Annotated in this window: 12 protein-coding genes; 1 reads left to right on the top strand and 11 read right to left on the bottom strand. The window is 69.0% G+C overall.

Features of this window, described 5'->3' with window-relative positions; all coding sequences use genetic code 11:
• Positions 1-232: 232 nt before the first annotated feature.
• Positions 233-1249, bottom strand: coding sequence for a PLL family lectin (locus tag OHB41_RS34395; RefSeq protein ID WP_266702454.1), 1017 nt, complete (start codon positions 1247-1249; stop codon positions 233-235).
• 86 nt (positions 1250-1335) lie between these two features.
• Here OHB41_RS34395 and OHB41_RS34390 point away from each other — a divergent pair, with 86 nt between their 5' ends.
• Positions 1336-1707, top strand: coding sequence for a PIN domain-containing protein (locus OHB41_RS34390; RefSeq protein ID WP_266702452.1), 372 nt, complete (start codon positions 1336-1338; stop codon positions 1705-1707).
• 410 nt (positions 1708-2117) lie between these two features.
• Here the strand turns inward: OHB41_RS34390 and OHB41_RS34385 are convergent, their stop codons facing one another.
• The 10 genes from OHB41_RS34385 to ngcE all read right to left on the bottom strand — a co-directional run bounded on the left by OHB41_RS34385 (position 2118) and on the right by ngcE (position 15800).
• Positions 2118-3581 (bottom strand): ArnT family glycosyltransferase, encoded by a 1464-nt coding sequence (locus OHB41_RS34385; protein WP_266702447.1) that lies wholly within the window; start codon positions 3579-3581, stop codon positions 2118-2120.
• 102 nt (positions 3582-3683) lie between these two features.
• Positions 3684-5207 (bottom strand): amino acid permease, encoded by a 1524-nt coding sequence (locus tag OHB41_RS34380; protein ID WP_266702445.1) that lies wholly within the window; start codon positions 5205-5207, stop codon positions 3684-3686.
• Positions 5208-5354: 147 nt separating this feature from the next.
• Positions 5355-7286 carry a 1-deoxy-D-xylulose-5-phosphate synthase gene (gene dxs, locus OHB41_RS34375; RefSeq protein ID WP_266702443.1) on the bottom strand — a complete coding sequence of 644 codons (1932 nt, stop codon included), beginning with the start codon at positions 7284-7286 and terminating at the stop codon, positions 5355-5357.
• A gap of 205 nt (positions 7287-7491) precedes the next feature.
• Positions 7492-8784: a sugar ABC transporter permease gene (locus tag OHB41_RS34370; protein WP_266702441.1), complete on the bottom strand. Its 1293-nt coding sequence runs from the start codon at positions 8782-8784 to the stop codon at positions 7492-7494.
• Positions 8781-9572, bottom strand: a complete 792-nt coding sequence (locus OHB41_RS34365; protein ID WP_060899984.1) for an ATP-binding cassette domain-containing protein — start codon at positions 9570-9572, stop codon at positions 8781-8783. The genes OHB41_RS34370 and OHB41_RS34365 overlap by 4 nt, the downstream gene beginning before the upstream one ends.
• A 181-nt stretch (positions 9573-9753) precedes the next feature.
• Positions 9754-10851: a substrate-binding domain-containing protein gene (locus OHB41_RS34360; protein ID WP_266706354.1), complete on the bottom strand. Its 1098-nt coding sequence runs from the start codon at positions 10849-10851 to the stop codon at positions 9754-9756.
• A gap of 133 nt (positions 10852-10984) precedes the next feature.
• On the bottom strand, positions 10985-12184 hold the full coding sequence (rok7B7, locus tag OHB41_RS34355; protein WP_153288098.1) for an ROK family transcriptional regulator: 1200 nt from the start codon (positions 12182-12184) through the stop codon (positions 10985-10987).
• Positions 12185-12425: 241 nt separating this feature from the next.
• Positions 12426-13364: a carbohydrate ABC transporter permease gene (locus tag OHB41_RS34350; protein WP_266702434.1), complete on the bottom strand. Its 939-nt coding sequence runs from the start codon at positions 13362-13364 to the stop codon at positions 12426-12428.
• Between the two features lie 17 nt (positions 13365-13381).
• The gene (locus OHB41_RS34345; protein ID WP_266702432.1) at positions 13382-14314 is read right to left on the bottom strand and encodes a carbohydrate ABC transporter permease; all 933 of its coding nucleotides are present in this window, start codon (positions 14312-14314) and stop codon (positions 13382-13384) included.
• A 34-nt stretch (positions 14315-14348) separates the two neighbouring features.
• Positions 14349-15800 (bottom strand): N-acetylglucosamine/diacetylchitobiose ABC transporter substrate-binding protein, encoded by a 1452-nt coding sequence (gene ngcE / locus OHB41_RS34340; protein WP_266702430.1) that lies wholly within the window; start codon positions 15798-15800, stop codon positions 14349-14351.
• Between the last annotated feature and the right edge of the window lie 295 nt (positions 15801-16095).

The following is a 16095-nucleotide window of genomic DNA, read 5'->3' as shown; positions in this document are numbered from 1 at the left end:
CCCGGTGCGCGGGGCACCCGGTCGTTCGTGCTCGGGCGCCGCCTCCGTCCGCTCCCTCGGGTGCGGGTGGTGGGGGCTGGGCGCGCCGTTCCCCGCGCCCCTGACGGGCACTCACGCCGTCCGGCGATCGAGGACGCGGCCGTTCGGGCCGGCGGGACAAGAACGTCCCGGTTGACGGGACAGGCCGTCAGGCCGTGTGGAAAGGGCTCGTCGGGCTGTCGGGTGAGGGGGGTCAGACCGGGCGCCATGCCTCCAGGGCCAGGCCCGGCTCGTCCTTGCGGCGGGTCAGCAGCAGTTCCCCCGTGCCCGGCGTGAGGGCGGCCGCGACCACCCGCCCTTCCTCGTCCTGCGCCAGCGACACCGTCGCGTCGGCGGGCAGTCGGGGGCCCGACTCGGTCCACCAGGCCCCCGCCGACTCCTGCTCGGTCGGGTACGCGGCGAACGCCGTCCGTCCGCTCGCGGAGCGCTGCGCGAGCAACGTGCAGTCGAAGCCGTCGAGTTCGCAGCGGATGACGGACACCGGCCCCGGTCCGACGGAGGACAGCAGCGGGACGGGCTTGGCACCCGGCCGCCAGGCACACAGTTCACCCGCCTCGTCGGTGTAGAAGAGCGTGCTGGACCCGGCGGACGTGGCGAGCGCCCGCAGGGTGCCGGGGCGCACCGACGTCTCCAGCGCCTCCTCGATGACCGGTACCGCGCCCGGCTCCTCCTGGCGCCAGTGCAGGATCCCGTCCGGGACCGCCGCGAACAGCTCGACGAGCCCCGACTCCCCCGTCACGGCCGCCAGATCCTCCCGTACGGCGCTTCCCTTGAGGTCGCGCCACGGATCCCAGCCGCCCTTCTCCTTCTGGGCGGCCATGCTGACCCCGCCGCCCTTGTTGCGCACGAAGACATGGGCGCGGCCTCGGCCGTCGACCGCCACCGCCGGGGCACCGGTCCGGTCGCCCTTCTTGTTGGGGTGTCCGATCGGGGTCCAGTCCAGGGCGGACAGCCGGGGCCGGAAGTGCGTGGAGTGGACGAGCCCCGACTCCCCGGTCACCGTGGGCCGCCAGGAGACGAGGTGGGTGTAGCCGTCGGCGCCCTGGCCGACCGCGAGCACGGGGTGCAGGCGCTGGTCGCCGCCGACGGTGCGCGCGGGGTCCCAGGAACCGTCGGGCCCGCGCTCCGCCCGGCAGAGGACGGCTGCATCCGACAGCAGGTACGCACTGAGCCTGCCGTCGCGACCGCGTCTGAGCCATTCGCCGTTCACCGGTTCACTCTAAGCCGGGGCCCTGTGGCCCTCGCCAGGGGCCCGGTCACCATCGGTGCGACGGTGGCGCGTGCGACCCTGGCCCCATGGACGACCGCCTGCTCGTGATCATCGACGTTGCCAATGTCGTCGGCTCCGTGCCCGACGGCTGGTGGCGCGACCGCCGGGGCGCCGCGGAGCGGCTGCGGGACCGGCTCGCCCGGGAGGGGATGCCGGGCCACGACGGACCCGTGGAACTCGTCCTCGTGGTCGAGGGCGCGGCCAGGGACGTGGAGTCCGTCGAGGGCGTACGGGTCGAGGCGGCCCCCGGCAGCGGGGACGACCGCATCGTGGAGCTGGTGGAGGAGTCCCGTGACCGCCCGCGCCTGGTCGTCACGGCGGACCGTGAACTGCGGCGCAGGGTCACCGCGGCGGGCGCCGAGGTGACGGGGCCACGGGCGGTACGGGACGGATCATGAACAGGCCCTCGGCGCGGTCCGGCACCGGATCCGCCCTGCGCTCCCGCCGCCGGTACGTGGACGGTTGGCGCCCTGCACGTGACACGCGCGGCCCGTTGGCGGCCTGACGCCCGTACGCGGGCCGCCGGCGCCCCGACGCCTGACACACGTGGCCCGCTGGTGCCCTGACGCCCGTACGTGGCCCGCGGCGCCCTGATGCCCGACATACGTGCCCCGCCGGCGACTTGACGCCCGTACGCGGCCCGCTGACGCCCGTACGTGGTCCGCTGGTGGCCTGATGTCCGGGCGCCTGCCGGATGGCGCCTGACGCCCGTACGCGGCCCCCTGACGGCCCGTCGGCGCTGGGGCGCCGTGCGTGTGGTGCGGCGGCTCCCTGACGGCGCCCCTGCGCGGCGCGCGAGGGCGCCTGGTCAGCCCTGGGCGTCCGTACGCGTGTACAGCACCGCCCCGTCCACGGTGCCCGCCTCCTCGTACCCCGCGGCCAGCAGCCGGAGCAGCGACGGCACCCGGTCCGGCGCGTACGGCCGGCCGCGGGAGTCGTCGACGACGAGGACCGGCGGGCGGGCAGTCAACTCCGCCCGGAACACGGGCCAGGCGCCCTCGACGGCGTACTTCTCGCCGACCTCCGGTCCGTCGCGGCCACCGCTGTAGTTGGTGAGGAGGCCCGCGGTCAGATAGCGGGTGGCGGGGGCACGGCCCGCCAGCCAGTACGTCTCCGGGTGTATGCCCCAGACGAGCACGCGGTCCCCGGGCCGGGTGCGGTGGGCCACGGCGGCGGCGAGACGCTGGGAGTGGGCGAGTTCGGGGCGCGGCGCGAGCAGGCCCCAGGCCAGGAACAGCGCACAGCAGCAGGCCGAGGTCAGGGCCGCGGTCAGCACGCGCTCGCGGGGCAGGAGCTGCAGCGCCGCGGTCGCCAACAGGACCAGGGGCGGGATGAGTTGCAGGTAGTAATGGCCGAAGAAGTGGAAGCCGGCCAGGACGGCGGCCGTCGACGAGCCGAGCCACAGCCACAGGTCGGCCGAGCCCCTGCGGGCGACCCGCAGCATCCGTACGACCGGCGGGATCAGACCCGCGCAGGCCACCGCCAGGATCGCCGCGTTGACCAGCCCCCGGCCCAGGACGTGGAGTTCCGAGCCGGTGAAGGAGGCGTAGGCGCCCGAGCCGGTGACGGTCCAGAACAGCAGGCCCGCCGGGTCGGTGAGCAGTGCCACGGCCGCCACGGGGACGAGGGCGCCGACTCCCGTCCGCAGCAGGTCTCTTCGGGGGGACTCCGCGTGGTGCCACAGCAGCCAGAGCACCGGGACGAGGATGGCCGCGCCGGTCTGTTTGACCAGGAACGAGCCGGCGACGGCGACTCCGGCCGCACCCCAGCGGCGCCGGTCGGCGCACCACATCGCGGCGGCCGTGCAGGGCAGTATGAACACCTCGAAGGTGGCGGCCTGCGCGTCCTCGGGGTTGAGCCCGATCGACACCAACGCGTACAGCACGCCCGCCGTGCGCCCGGCCGGGTCGCCCCAGCGGCGCCGGGCCAGGGAGGCCAGCAGCACGGCGGTCGACAACTGGGCCACCACCGCCAGGACCCTGACCGATGTCAGCGACCCGGAGCCGAACGCCGCGAACGCGCCTTCGTACAGCCACGGCACGAGCGGCGGCTTGCGGTCCACGACCGTCCGGTACAGCTCTCCCCCGCCCGCCAGTATCCGCGCCTGCACGGCGAGATAGCCCTCGTCCGGGTTCCACAGGGGCCGTACGAAGGAGGGGATCCGGGTGGCGGCGACCAGTACCGCGAGGACGGGCAGCAGCCGTCTCCAGTAGCCGTCCGGCATCCGTGACCCGGTGGCGGTGCGTGGTGTGTCCAGGAGCCCGGCGCGCATACGGTGCACGCTATCCGGCCCCGTGCTCCCCACCGGAGCAATCGGCACCCCTTGGCGGGCCGGTCAGGGCCGGTCGGATCCCGGCACCCCTTGGCGGGCCGGTCAGGGCCGGTCGGATCCCGGCGCCTTCCCGGCCTCGCCCTCCCTGGCCTTCCGCTGCAGCCCGAGACGGCTGTGCGAGCGTCCGTACAGGAAGTAGACGACGCAGCCGACCGCCATCCAGATCAGGAACCGCAGCCAGGTCTCCGTGGGCAGGTTCAGCATCAGCCACAGCGAGGCGAGCACCGACAGCGCCGGGACCAGCGGCACCAGCGGGGTACGGAAGGCGCGGTGCAGGTCGGGGCGGGTGTGGCGGAGGATGACGACGCCGGTCGCCACGACGACGAAGGCGAAGAGCGTGCCGATGTTGACCAGTTCGGCCAGTTCGCTCAGGCTCGTGAAGCCCGCGAGGATCGCGATGATCACGCCGAGCAGGATGGTCGGCCGGTGCGGGGTGCGGAACCGCGGGTGGACGCGGGAGAAGAACCGCGGCAGCAGCCCGTCGCGGCTCATCGCGAAGAAGACGCGGGTCTGGCCGAGGAGCAGGATCATGCAGACCGTGGTCAGTCCGACGGCGGCGCCGAAGCTGATCACGCCCGCGTACCAGGGGTGCCCGGTCGCCTTGAACGCGTCGGCGAGCGGGGCGTCGATCGACAGCCGGGTGTACTTCTGCATGCCTGTGACGACGATCGACACGGCGACGTAGAGCGCGGTGCAGATGAACAGGGAGCCGAGGATGCCGCGCGGCATGTCCCGCTGCGGGTTCCTGGTCTCCTCGGCGGCGGTGGCCACGACGTCGAAGCCGATGAAGGCGAAGAAGACGACTGAGGCGGCGGTGAAGATGCCCATCACGCCGAAGTTGGAGGGTGTGTAGCCGGACAGGAGCTGGATGAGCGGGGCCTTGAGGCTGCTGCCCGCTTCCTGTGCCTGCGCCTTGGGGACGAACGGCTCGTAGTTGTCGCCGACGATGAAGAAGGCGCCCGCGATGATCACGATCAGGACCACGGTGACCTTGACGGCGACGACGACCGTGGTGACCCGGGCGGACAGCTTCACGCCGATGACCAGGATGGCGGTGAGCACCAGCACCAGTGCCGCGGCCAGCACGTCGAACCCGAACCCGGTGGCCCCGTCGCGCCCGCTGAGGTAGTCGGGCAGGTGCCAGCCGGCGTTGTCCAGCAGTGAGCGCACGTACCCGGACCAGCCGACGGCCACCACCGCCGTGCCGAGCGCGAACTCCAGCACCAGGTCCCAGCCGATGATCCAGGCGGGCAGTTCACCGAGCGAGGCGTAGGAGAAGGTGTACGCGGACCCCGCCACCGGGACCGTGGACGCGAACTCCGCGTAGCACAGCGCGGCCAGGGCGCACACGACGCCCGCCACGACGAACGCCAGCGAGACCCCGGGACCCGCGTTCTCCTTGGCGACCTTGCCGGTGAGGACGAAGATGCCGGTGCCGATGATGACACCGACGCCGAAGACGGTGAGGTCCAGAGCGGACAGCGACTTCCTGAGTGCGTGCTCCGGCTCCTCGGTGTCCAGGATCGACTGTTCGATCTTCTTGGTCCTGAAGAGGTTGCTGCTCACGGGCCTACCTCCACGCTTGACGTCCTCGACGTGATCGAGGGGGCGTGTACGGCGCATGCCCCGGCGCGGACGGGTTCACGCGAACGGGCCGGTTCCACCACCCGTACAGGGTGCTGGAACCGGCCCGATGGGTCTGTGTCCCGGGTGTCAGTCGCGCGCGGGTTCCACCGAGTCCACGGCGTGCGCGGCGGTGCGCTCGAAACGCCCGTCGAGCTTGGCGACGAGGCCGGTGACCTGGCGGGCGATGTCCGGAGCGGTCAGGCCGATCTCCGTCATGACCTCGGCCCGGGAGGCGTGGTCGAGGAAGCGCGGCGGGATGCCGAAGTCGCGCAGCGGGACGTCGACGCCCGCGTCGCGCAGGGCCTGCGCGATCGACGAACCGACACCGCCGACGCGCGAGTTGTCCTCGACGGTGACGACCACCCGGTGCTGCTCGGCGAGCGGCGCCATGGCCTCGTCGACCGGCTTGACCCAGCGCGGGTCGACGACGGTCGTGGTGATGCCCTGCTTGTCGAGGAGACCGGCGATCTCCAGGCACATCGGCGCGAGCGCGCCGACCGAGACGAGGAGGACGTCCGGGATGTCGGTGCCGGCCTCGCGCAGGACGTCCATGCCGCCGATCCGGCCCACGGCGGGCACGGCCGGGCCGACCGCGCCCTTGGAGAAGCGGACCACCGTCGGCGCGTCGTCGACCTCGACGGCCTCGCGCAGCTGGGCGCGGACCTGGTCGGCGTCGCGCGGTGCGGCGAGCCGGAGGCCGGGGACGACCTGGAGGATCGACATGTCCCACATGCCGTTGTGCGAGGCGCCGTCGGTGCCGGTGACGCCCGCGCGGTCCAGGACGAAGGTGACACCGCACTTGTGCAGGGCCACGTCCATCAGGACCTGGTCGAAGGCGCGGTTGAGGAAGGTCGCGTAGACGGCGAAGACGGGGTGCAGGCCGCCGGTGGCGAGGCCGGCCGCGGAGACGGCGGCGTGCTGCTCGGCGATGCCGACGTCGTACACCCGTTTGGGGAAGGCCTTGGCGAACTTGTCGAGGCCGACCGGCTGGAGCATGGCGGCCGTGATGGCGACGATGTCCTTGCGCTCCTGGCCGAGCCTGACCATCTCCTCGCCGAAGACGGAGGTCCAGTCGGCGCCGGAGGAGGCGATCGGCAGACCCGTGTCGGGGTGGATCTTGCCGACGGCGTGGAAGCGGTCCGCCTCGTCCTGCAGGGCGGGCTGGTAGCCGCGGCCCTTCTCGGTGAGGCAGTGCACGATGACCGGGCCGCCGAAGCGCTTGGCGCGGGCGAGCGCCGACTCCAGTGCCTCGATGTCGTGGCCGTCGATCGGGCCGACGTACTTCAGGCCGAGGTCCTCGAACATGCCCTGCGGGGCGATGAAGTCCTTGAGGCCCTTCTTCGCGCCGTGCAGGGTCTCGTAGAGCGGCTTGCCGACGACCGGCGTGCGCTCCAGGAGGTCCTTGCCGCGGGCGAGGAAGCGCTCGTAGCCGTCCGTGGTGCGCAGGGTCGCCAGGTGGTTCGCGAGGCCGCCGATGGTCGGGGCGTAGGAACGCTCGTTGTCGTTGACGACGATCACCAGCGGGCGGTCCTTGGCGTCCGCGATGTTGTTCAGCGCCTCCCAGGCCATGCCGCCGGTGAGCGCGCCGTCACCGATGACGGCGACCACGTGGTCGTTCCTGTCGAGCACCTCGTTGGCCTTCGCCAGGCCGTCGGCCCAGCCGAGCACCGTCGAGGCGTGCGAGTTCTCGATCACGTCGTGCTCGGACTCGCCCTGCGAGGGGTAGCCGGACAGGCCGCCCTTCATCTTCAGCCTCGAGAAGTCCTGACGGCCGGTGAGCAGCTTGTGGACGTAGGACTGGTGACCTGTGTCCCACAACACCCTGTCCCTGGGCGACTCGAAGACGCGGTGCAGCGCGATGGTGAGCTCCACGACACCGAGGTTGGGGCCGAGGTGGCCGCCGGTCTTGGAGACCGCGTCGACGAGAAAGGTCCTGATCTCGCCGGCCAGCTGGTCCAGCTGCTCCAGGCTGAGCCGGTCCAGATCGCGCGGTCCCGTGATGCGGGTCAGCAGCGGCACCCGTGCCTCCTTGCAGGTAGAGCTGTTCGAGCTTTGCCGGGCTTGTCGAGTCTAATGTTCCGCCTTTTCACCCGGCGCCCGACCCCGGGGGTCCATGTCACCCGTTCGGAGTACCCGGGTGCGGACACGACAGTGCCCGGCACCATCCACTGGTGCCGGGCACAGGTCCGGGAGAGCCGCGACGACGGTCCCTCCCCGTCAGCCGCTACGCGCGCCCGGCCGACTTCTGGGTCTTGCGGGTCACCGCGTCGATGACGACGGTGGCGAGCAGCACACCACCGGTGATCATGTACTGGACCGGCGAGGCGATGCCCTGCAGGGCCAGGCCGTACTGGATCGAGACGATGACCAGCACACCGAGCAGCGCGTTCCAGGTGCGGCCACGGCCACCGAAGAGGCTGGTGCCACCGATGACGGCCGCCGCGATGGCGTTCATCAGCAGGTCACCGCCGCCCGCGCCCTGGTTGGCGGAGGCGATCTTCGAAGCGATGAACAGACCGCCGATGGCGGCGAAGGTGCCGGAGATCGCGAAGACCGAGATCCGGACCATCTCGACGTTGATACCGGCACGACGGGAGGCCTCGACGCTGCCACCGAGCGCGAAGATCTTCCGGCCGTACGCGGTACGGCGCAGCACGAAGTCCGTGACCAGCAGCACCGCGATGAAGATCACCACGGCCAGCGGGAGACCCTTGTACTGGTTGTAGGTGATCGCCACGGCGAAGGCGACGATCGCCAGCAGCGCGGTGCGCAGAATCGTCTCGCTCAGCGGACGCGACGGCACGCCCGCGGCCTCACGGCGCTTGTTGCCGTAGAAGGACGTCAGGAAGAACACCGCGGTGACGCCGATGGCGAGCACGTAGGCGGCGGCCACATCGGTGAAGTAGTAGCTGGTCAGCTTGGCCACGAGGCCTTCGCTGTCCAGGTTGATGGTGCCGCTGCTGCCGAGGATCTGGAGCATGAAGCCGTTCCAGAACAGCAGACCGGCCAGGGTGACGGCGAAGGCCGGCACACCGATGCGCGCGAAGACGAAGCCGTGGATCGCGCCGGCGACCGTGCCGGTGAGGATGGCGAGCACGAAGGCCAGCCATTCGTTCATGCCGTGCGTGACGTTCAGGACCGCGAAGGCCGCGCCCGCGACACCGGAGACCGAGCCGACCGACAGGTCGATCTCGCCGAGCAGCAGGACGAAGACGATACCGACCGCGATCATGCCCGTGCCGACCATGGCGACGGAGATGTCGGACAGGTTGCCCGCGGTGAGGAAGTTGGAGTTCAGGCTCTGGAAGATGATCCAGATGATGATGAGACCGATGACGACCGGCATCGAGCCGAGGTCGCCGGCCTTCATCTTGCGCTTGAACTCGGACACGTAACCCGCGAGGCCCTGCTCGCGGACGAGGAGCCGGGGGTCGACCACGGTGACCGCCGCGGCGGCCGCCTCGGGGTTCTCCACGGCGTGGTCCTCGGGGGTCTCAGAGGTCTTGTCGATGCTCACTTCTGAGCCTCCCCATTGCTGCGCGCCGCACGACGGGTCACGGCGTTCTCCGTGGCGCCCGTGATGGCGGAGATGATCTCTTCCTGCGAGGTCGACTTGACCTCGAAGATGCCGTTGTTGCGCCCGAGGCGCAGGACGGCGACCTTGTCGGCCACGGCCTTGACGTCCGCCATGTTGTGGCTGATGAGGATGACCGCGTGGCCGCGCTCGCGCAGCCGCTCGACCAGGTCGAGGACCTGGGCGGTCTGCTCGACACCGAGGGCCGCGGTGGGCTCGTCGAGGATGACGAGCTTGGGCTCGCCGAGCATCGAACGGGCGATCGCCACGGTCTGGCGCTGACCGCCGGAGAGCGAGGCGATCGGGATACGGACGCTGGGAATGCGGATGGACAGCGTGTCCAGCAGCTCGCGCGAGCGGCGCTCCATCTCGACCTCGTCCAGGATGCCGCGCTTCTTCAGCTCCCGGCCCAGGTAGAGGTTGCCGACGACGTCGATGTTGTCGCAGAGCGCGAGGTCCTGGTAGACGGTCGCGATACCGAGGCCCTGGGCGTCCTGCGGCTTGTTGATGTGGACGGCCTTGCCGTCCCACTCGATGGCGCCTTCATCGATGGGGTGCACACCGGCGATCGTCTTCACCAGTGTGGACTTTCCGGCACCGTTGTCGCCCACCAGGGCGACCACTTCGCCGGCGTGGACCTCAAGCTCGACATCGGTGAGCGCCTGGACGGCACCGAATCGCTTGGAGACCCCGCGCAACGCCAGAACAGGCGTAGCGGACACGTGAACCATCTCCTTCGCCGCCTGACCCGGCGGGAGGTTGTGCAGAAGTTTGTGGAGTGTTCCGTCCGGCGCCCCGCCCTAGCTTTGCGGGGCTGATGGATGCGGGGCGCCGGAGGAGTTCTAGATCACGCAGGTCCGGCAAGGGAATTCAGGTGCGAATTCCCTTGCACGGTGGGATACCTGCGGCGGCTTACTTGATGCCGAGCGCGTCGCACTTCGCCTTGTAGGCGCCCGTGCAGATGTCGCTGACCGTGTAGACGCCGTCCTTGATGACGGTGTCCTTGATGTTGTCCTTGGTCAGCGAGGTGACCGGGACGAGCACCGAGGGGACGGCCTTCGTGGTGGGGCTGTCGACCTTGTCCTTGGCGACCGTGGAGAGCGACTTGCCCTGGGCGAGCGCGACGGCCATCTCGGCGGCGGCGTCGGCCTCGGGGGCGTACGGCTTGTAGACGCTCATGAACTGCTCACCCGCGAGGATGCGCTGCACACCCGCGAGCTCGGCGTCCTGGCCGGTGACCGGGACGGAGATGCCGGCGGCCTTGAGGGCGGTGATGATACCGCCGGCCATGCCGTCGTTGGCGGAGTAGACGCCGACGATGTTCTTCTTGCCGAGGGCGGTGATGGCGCCCTCCATGTTGGCGTTGGCGTTCTCCGGCTTCCAGTCCTTGGTGTCGTACTCCTTGCCGACGTTCACCTTGCCGTCGAGGACGGAGTGGGCTCCGGCCTTGAACTGGGCGGCGTTCGGGTCGGTGGACGAGCCGTTCATCATCACGATCTTGCCGGACTTGGCCTTGGCGCCGAGGGCGTCGAGAAGGGCCTGGCCCTGGGTCTTGCCGACCGTCGTGTTGTCGAACGAGGTGTAGGCGTCGATCGGGCCCTGCGCGAGGCGGTCGTAGGCCACGACCGGGATGCCGGCGTCCTTGGCCTTCTGGACCGAGCTCTTGATGGCCGCGGCGTCCACAGCGTCGACGATCAGGACGTCCACCTTGTTGGTGACCATCGTGTCGACCTGCTGGTTCTGCGTGCTGGCGTCCTGCTTGGCGTTGGCGTAGACGACCTCGCCCTTGTTGTTCGTGAGCTCCTTGATCTTCTTCTCGATCAGGGGCTTGTCGAACTTCTCGTAACGCGCGGTCTGGTTCTCGGGAAGCAGCAGACCGACCTTGATCGCGTCGCCCTTCTTGGCGGAGCTTGAGCTGTCGCTCTTGTCGCTGGACTCCTTGGCACTGCCACAGGCGGCCAGCGAGACGGCCATCGCACCAGCGGCAACGGCAACGGCGGCACGACGCATACGCGTGTTCACTTCAGAAACCTCCCTGACGAGGCCGCGTCGTTGCGGCCGAGGTGGCTGGAAGTCAACTCGGCCACACGTGCGACGTCAAGAAGTAAATACTTAACGAGATGGCAACGGTGCCATGCGTTCTCTAAGTGAAGGCAGGGGTAACTGCGGACAGCGATCCGTCCAAAAGGGTCGAATCGCCCATCTCGCTGAGTGCCAGCGCGAGCGCGCCGAGAACCTCCGCGCGGCCGCCAAGTGCCCCTGGAAGCACGGACAGTTGGCGGGCGGCACTGGGGATCGCATAGCGTCCCACGGACTCCCTGATGGGCCCCAGGACGAGTTCCCCGGCCTCGGCGAGATCTCCGCCGAGCACCACCCGGCTCGGGTTGAGCAGATTGCAGAGATTCGCCACACCGCTCCCGATGTGACGCCCGACATCGGCGATCACGCGCCGGCAGCCCGGGTCGCCGTCCCGGGCCAGCCTGACCACGCCTTCCATGGTCAAGTCGGTGCCGTGACTGGACTGCAGGAGCGGCAGCACGTACCGGGCCGCCGTGAAGGTCTCCAGGCAGCCCCGGTTGCCGCAGCGGCAGACGGGGCCGGATTCGTCGAGGGTGATGTGCCCTATTTCACCCGCCGTGCCGCCCGGTCCGCGGTAGATCTTGCCGCTGATCACCAGACCGGCGCCGACACCGCTCGCGACCTTGATGTACGCCAGGTCCCTGACCCCGCGGCCACTGCCCCAGACCAGCTCCCCGAGCGCACCCAGATTGGCGTCGTTGTCCACGTGCACGGGCACGCCGAGCCGCCCCCGCAGCTCCTCGGCGGGCCGCGCGCCGGTCCAGCCCGGCAGGATCGAGGTGGACCCCAGGGTCCCCGACTCGACGTCGATCGGACCGGGCACCCCGAGCCCGACACCGGCGATCTTGGTTCGGTCCACTCCGGTCACCGCGATCAGGCGGCTGACCAGCTCTTCCGCCCGGTCGAAGCCCTGCGCGGCCGAAGCGTCCACGTCCAACGGCTCGGACTCCTCGGCCAGCACCTGGTGCGCGAGGTTGCCGATCGCGACGCGCAGATGCGTATGACCGAAGTCGACTCCGATGACGATGCCGGCGTCGCCGCTCAGGGACACGCTGCGGGCCCTGCGGCCACCCGCCGAAGTGGGTGTGACCTCGACCGTTCCGCTGTCCTTCAGCTCCCGGACGATATTGGAAACGGTCGCGGCGGACAGGCCCGTCGTCCTCGCGATCTCCGCCTGCGTGAGCGATCCGGCAAGGCGCACCGCTCGCACGACGCGCTCCAGATTGGCTCGGTGCAGCGACGACTGCGACCCCGGAGTCTCCATCGACTCATCCACTCCTGCCCTCAGCCGGACGGCCCCGATGCCGCCCGTGTGATCCGGGTCACAGCAGTGGAACCCGGGTCACTTACAAGTTGTGAACTCCAAGCTCCGCTGAACGGGTTACCGCAGTCAAGTCCTTGAGGGAAATCGGGGACGACAAGCCCCGTTCCGTTTCCGTTACCGCCCCGACACGCACCCGCCACCCCCGGGTCGGGGGTGGCGGGTGCGCGAAAGGTACGGATCGTTACTTGAGCGTTGCCGAGGTGAGGCCCGCCTGGACCTGCCGCTGGAAGGACAGGTACACGATCAGCATGGGCACCATCGCGATGGTCACGCCCGCGAAGAGCACGGGCAGGTCGGTCGCGTACCCCTGCTGCTGCTGGAGCTGGATGAGCCCCTGGGTCAGGACATATCGCTCCGGATCGGAACTGGTCTGCGGCTGCATCAGCACGGACGGCAGGATGTACTGGTTCCACTGGCCCAGCACGTTGAAGATGCCGACGCTCAGCAGGCCGGGCTTGGCCATCGGCAGCATGACCTGGAAGAACGCCCGGGAATGCGAGGCCCCGTCCAGCACCGCCGCCTCGAAGACCGCCGTGGGCAGCGTGCGGAAGAACGAGTGCATGAAGAACACGGTGAACGGCATCGAGTAGGCGACGTACACCAGGATCAGCCCTTGGTACGTGTTCAACATGTCGAGACGCTTGACCATGAAGAACAGCGGCACCAGGGCGAGGAAGACGGGGAACATGGCCCCGCCGACGAAGAAGTAGTACACGATCCGGTTGCCCGGGAACTCGTAGCGGGCCAGGACGTACGCCGCCATGGAGCCCAGGAGCATCGTCAGCGGGACCGAGAACACCAGCACGATCAGGGTGTTCGCGAAGTAGTCGCCGATGCCCTTGTTCCAGGCCCGCCGGAAGACGTCGAGCTGCCAGTGCGAGGGCCAGCCCAGGGCCGAACCACCGATCTGCGCATCGGTCTTGAAGGAGCTCAGGACCAGCCAGAGCAGCGGCAGGATGATCAGCACGGCCCACAGGACGAGGAACCCGTGCGAGAAGACATTGAGGGTCAGGCCCTCGCTGCGCCGGTCGCCCGGACGCGGCGGTGTCTTCCTGACCGTCCGCTGCGGGGGTACGCCGGCGCCGCCGACCTTCGTCGGCTCGGTGATGGGTGCGCTCATAGTCGTCTGTCTCCCGCTCAGAACTCGATGCGCTCGCGGCGGGTGGCGCGCAGCGTGACGACGGACAGGACCAGGGTGAGAAGGAGCATGATGACGCCCATGGCGCAGGCGTAGCCGCTCTTCCCGTAGTAGAGGAAGTTGCGCATCATGACGTTCGCCATGACCTCGCTGTGGTGGTCGGGTCCGCCGCCGTACCCCGTGCCCTGGGTCATGGTCGAGACCAGGACGAACATGTCCATCGCGATGATGCCGAGATAGACCCAGGCGGTCTGCACGGTGTCCCACAGCAGCGGCAGGGTGACCCGGAAAAAGGTGTGCGTGCGGCTCGCGCCGTCGAGCAGCGCGGCCTCGTAGATGTCCCGCGGGACGGACTGCATGGCCGCGGAGAACAGCACCAGGTAGAAGCCGACGCCGTGCCAGACGACGACCGCCATCAGGCACCAGAGCACCAGGTCGGGCTCGTTCATCCACTCGATCGGATTGTTCGCGTTCTCCAGACCGAGCTTGATCAGGATTCCGTTGAGCAGACCGCCGCTGTCACTGCGGTAGAGCGCCCCGAAGAGCACCGCGACGATGGCGAGGGACAGCACCTGCGGGAAGAAATAGACGATCTTGTAGAAGCCGGATCCGGCGACGCCCTGCACACCGCCGGCGCGGCCCCGGCCGCCCGCGTTCACCATGAAGGCGAAAAACAGGGCGAGCAGAATGGTGATCACCGGGATGAACACCAGGAACAGGATGTTGTGCCAGATGGCGCCCATGAACACGTCGTCCTGGAACAACGCCTTGTAATTGTCCAGGCCGACGAAACTGAACGTCTGGGACTGGCCCTTCCAGTCGGTGAAGGAGTAACCGATGGTCTGTACGTAAGGCCAGATCACGAAGATCAGATACAGCGCCAAAGGTGCGAGGAGAAACCCCGCGACGAACCGGTACTGCCCTTTTCGCATGGCATCCTGCCCCTGGTGTTCCGGGTGTGCGTGATCAGTCGCGGTGGTTCTTCTTGGACGCCGGGTCCTTGGCGGCCTTGTCGACGGCGGCCTGGGCGCGCTTCAGCCATTCCTTCGGCTGAATTCGCTTGGCCATCAGCTCGTTGGACGCGTTCTGAATGGAGACGTCCATCTCGCTGTACCAGTTGGGGTACAGGTAGTTGAAGGTGTTGTCACCCGCCGCCTTCGAGGCCTCGACGGTCGACTGCGTACCCGGCCGCAGCGTGACGCCGGCGTTCACACCGTCCTTGACGATGGTGAGCGAGTTGGCCTTCTGCGCGAAGAGCGTCGACCACTCCTTGGAGAGCATGGAGCGCATGAACTCCTGGGCCCCGGGCAGGTTTCCGGCCTTCGCGGGGATGATGAAGGGCTCGCCCGAGCCGGCCCGGATCGCCTCGAACGGCAGCTTGTCCCCCGACAGGCTGGGCATCGGCATGAACTTCATGTCGAAGTCGGTGGGGGTCTGCTTGAGCTGCTCGTTCTCCAGCCAGGAGCCACAGGTGATGAACGCGGCCTTGTACTGGTTCCAGCGGGTCTGGGACTCCGTGTGCGTCAGGGCGTTGGTGCCCGGCATGAGGTAGCCCTTCTCGACGACCTCGTAGATCGCGTCGATGGCCGCCGCCGCCGCGTCGCTGCCGACGAACGCCTTGGGGTCGAGGTTGTCGATCGCCTTCATGGCGTCCAGACCGCCCTGCTTGGCGATCAGGTCCATGATGGCGACGTTGATGTAGTACGGGAACTTGCCCTGGTGGGCGAGGCCGCCGATGCCCTGCGACTTGGCGTCCTTGCAGATGGCCAGGAAGTCGTCCCAGGTCTTCGGGGCCTCCCAGCCCTTCTCCTTGAAGAACTTGCCCGAGTACCACAGGCCCCACACCGTGTAGATGTAGTTGAGGGCCACGACCTTGCCGCCCTGCAGGCCCGGGTCGAGCGTGCCCGGGATGAGGGTGTCGCGGACCTTCTTGGACGGGTCGTCGATCGACGGCGCGTCGAGGACCGCGGCCAGGTCGAGCAGGTTGCCGTTCTTGTAGAGCACGTCCAGCTTGATCTGCTGGGCGCCCGAGTCGTCGACGATGTCCGGCGGGTTGCCGCCGTTGAAGCGCGGCTGGAGCTTGCCGGTGATCTCCTGGGTGCCGGTGTGGGCGCTGGTGGTGCCCCACTTCTTGTCGAAGGCGGCTTCCCAGGCCTTGGCGTAGTCGTCGCCGTAGCCGCCCTTGAAGACGACGACGTCGAGCTTTCCGCCCTTTTCCACACCGAAGGGGTTGGTCTTGCTGGTCTTGCCCTTCTCCTTGCCCTTGTCGGAGGAGTTGTCGTCGCCTCCGCCGCTCGCACACGCGGACAGGAAGCTCATCGTGGGTACGGAGATCAGACCGAGTGCGGCCGACCGCTTGATCAGATCGCGCCGGCCGACACCTTCGGGGCTGCTGTTCTCGGCGGAAGTGGATCCCATGCTCAAGTCCTCGCCTTCTCCAGGACTCAGGCGGTGAACCGGATCCTCCCCGGCACCGCGGTTAGGTCAAGCTGGGGTCGTGCATGAGGGATTCAGTGGGTCAACGCGGCGATCCCTGCCCTTGTAAACGGCCGCCGACGCCCGATTCCCCCTGGTACATGCCTGTCCGCGGCCGTCGAACGACTGGGCGGATGCCGACAGGTATAGTCCACTTCCCGCCAGCGGAGCAAGATCGAATGCAGGTTTGCCCGCGGGTCTTTTCCGAGTTGAGACCTCCCGGAAATATGGGGCGACC

Source organism: Streptomyces sp. NBC_01571, assembly GCF_026339875.1.
In the GTDB taxonomy this organism is placed as follows: Bacteria; Actinomycetota; Actinomycetes; order Streptomycetales; family Streptomycetaceae; genus Streptomyces.
This window is presented reverse-complemented; position numbering and strand designations above follow the sequence as displayed.

Excerpts from the sequence above, each read along its gene's own strand:
- OHB41_RS34390 (WP_266702452.1), top strand. The coding sequence starts at position 1,336 with ATGGACGACCGCCTGCTCGTGATCATCGACGTTGCCAATGTCGTCGGC.
- OHB41_RS34385 (WP_266702447.1), bottom strand. The coding sequence starts at position 3,581 with ATGCGCGCCGGGCTCCTGGACACACCACGCACCGCCACCGGGTCACGG.
- OHB41_RS34365 (WP_060899984.1), bottom strand. The coding sequence starts at position 9,572 with ATGGTTCACGTGTCCGCTACGCCTGTTCTGGCGTTGCGCGGGGTCTCC.
- OHB41_RS34360 (WP_266706354.1), bottom strand. The coding sequence starts at position 10,851 with ATGCGTCGTGCCGCCGTTGCCGTTGCCGCTGGTGCGATGGCCGTCTCG.
- rok7B7 (WP_153288098.1), bottom strand. The coding sequence starts at position 12,184 with ATGGAGACTCCGGGGTCGCAGTCGTCGCTGCACCGAGCCAATCTGGAG.
- OHB41_RS34350 (WP_266702434.1), bottom strand. The coding sequence starts at position 13,364 with ATGAGCGCACCCATCACCGAGCCGACGAAGGTCGGCGGCGCCGGCGTA.
- OHB41_RS34345 (WP_266702432.1), bottom strand. The coding sequence starts at position 14,314 with ATGCGAAAAGGGCAGTACCGGTTCGTCGCGGGGTTTCTCCTCGCACCT.
- ngcE (WP_266702430.1), bottom strand. The coding sequence starts at position 15,800 with ATGGGATCCACTTCCGCCGAGAACAGCAGCCCCGAAGGTGTCGGCCGG.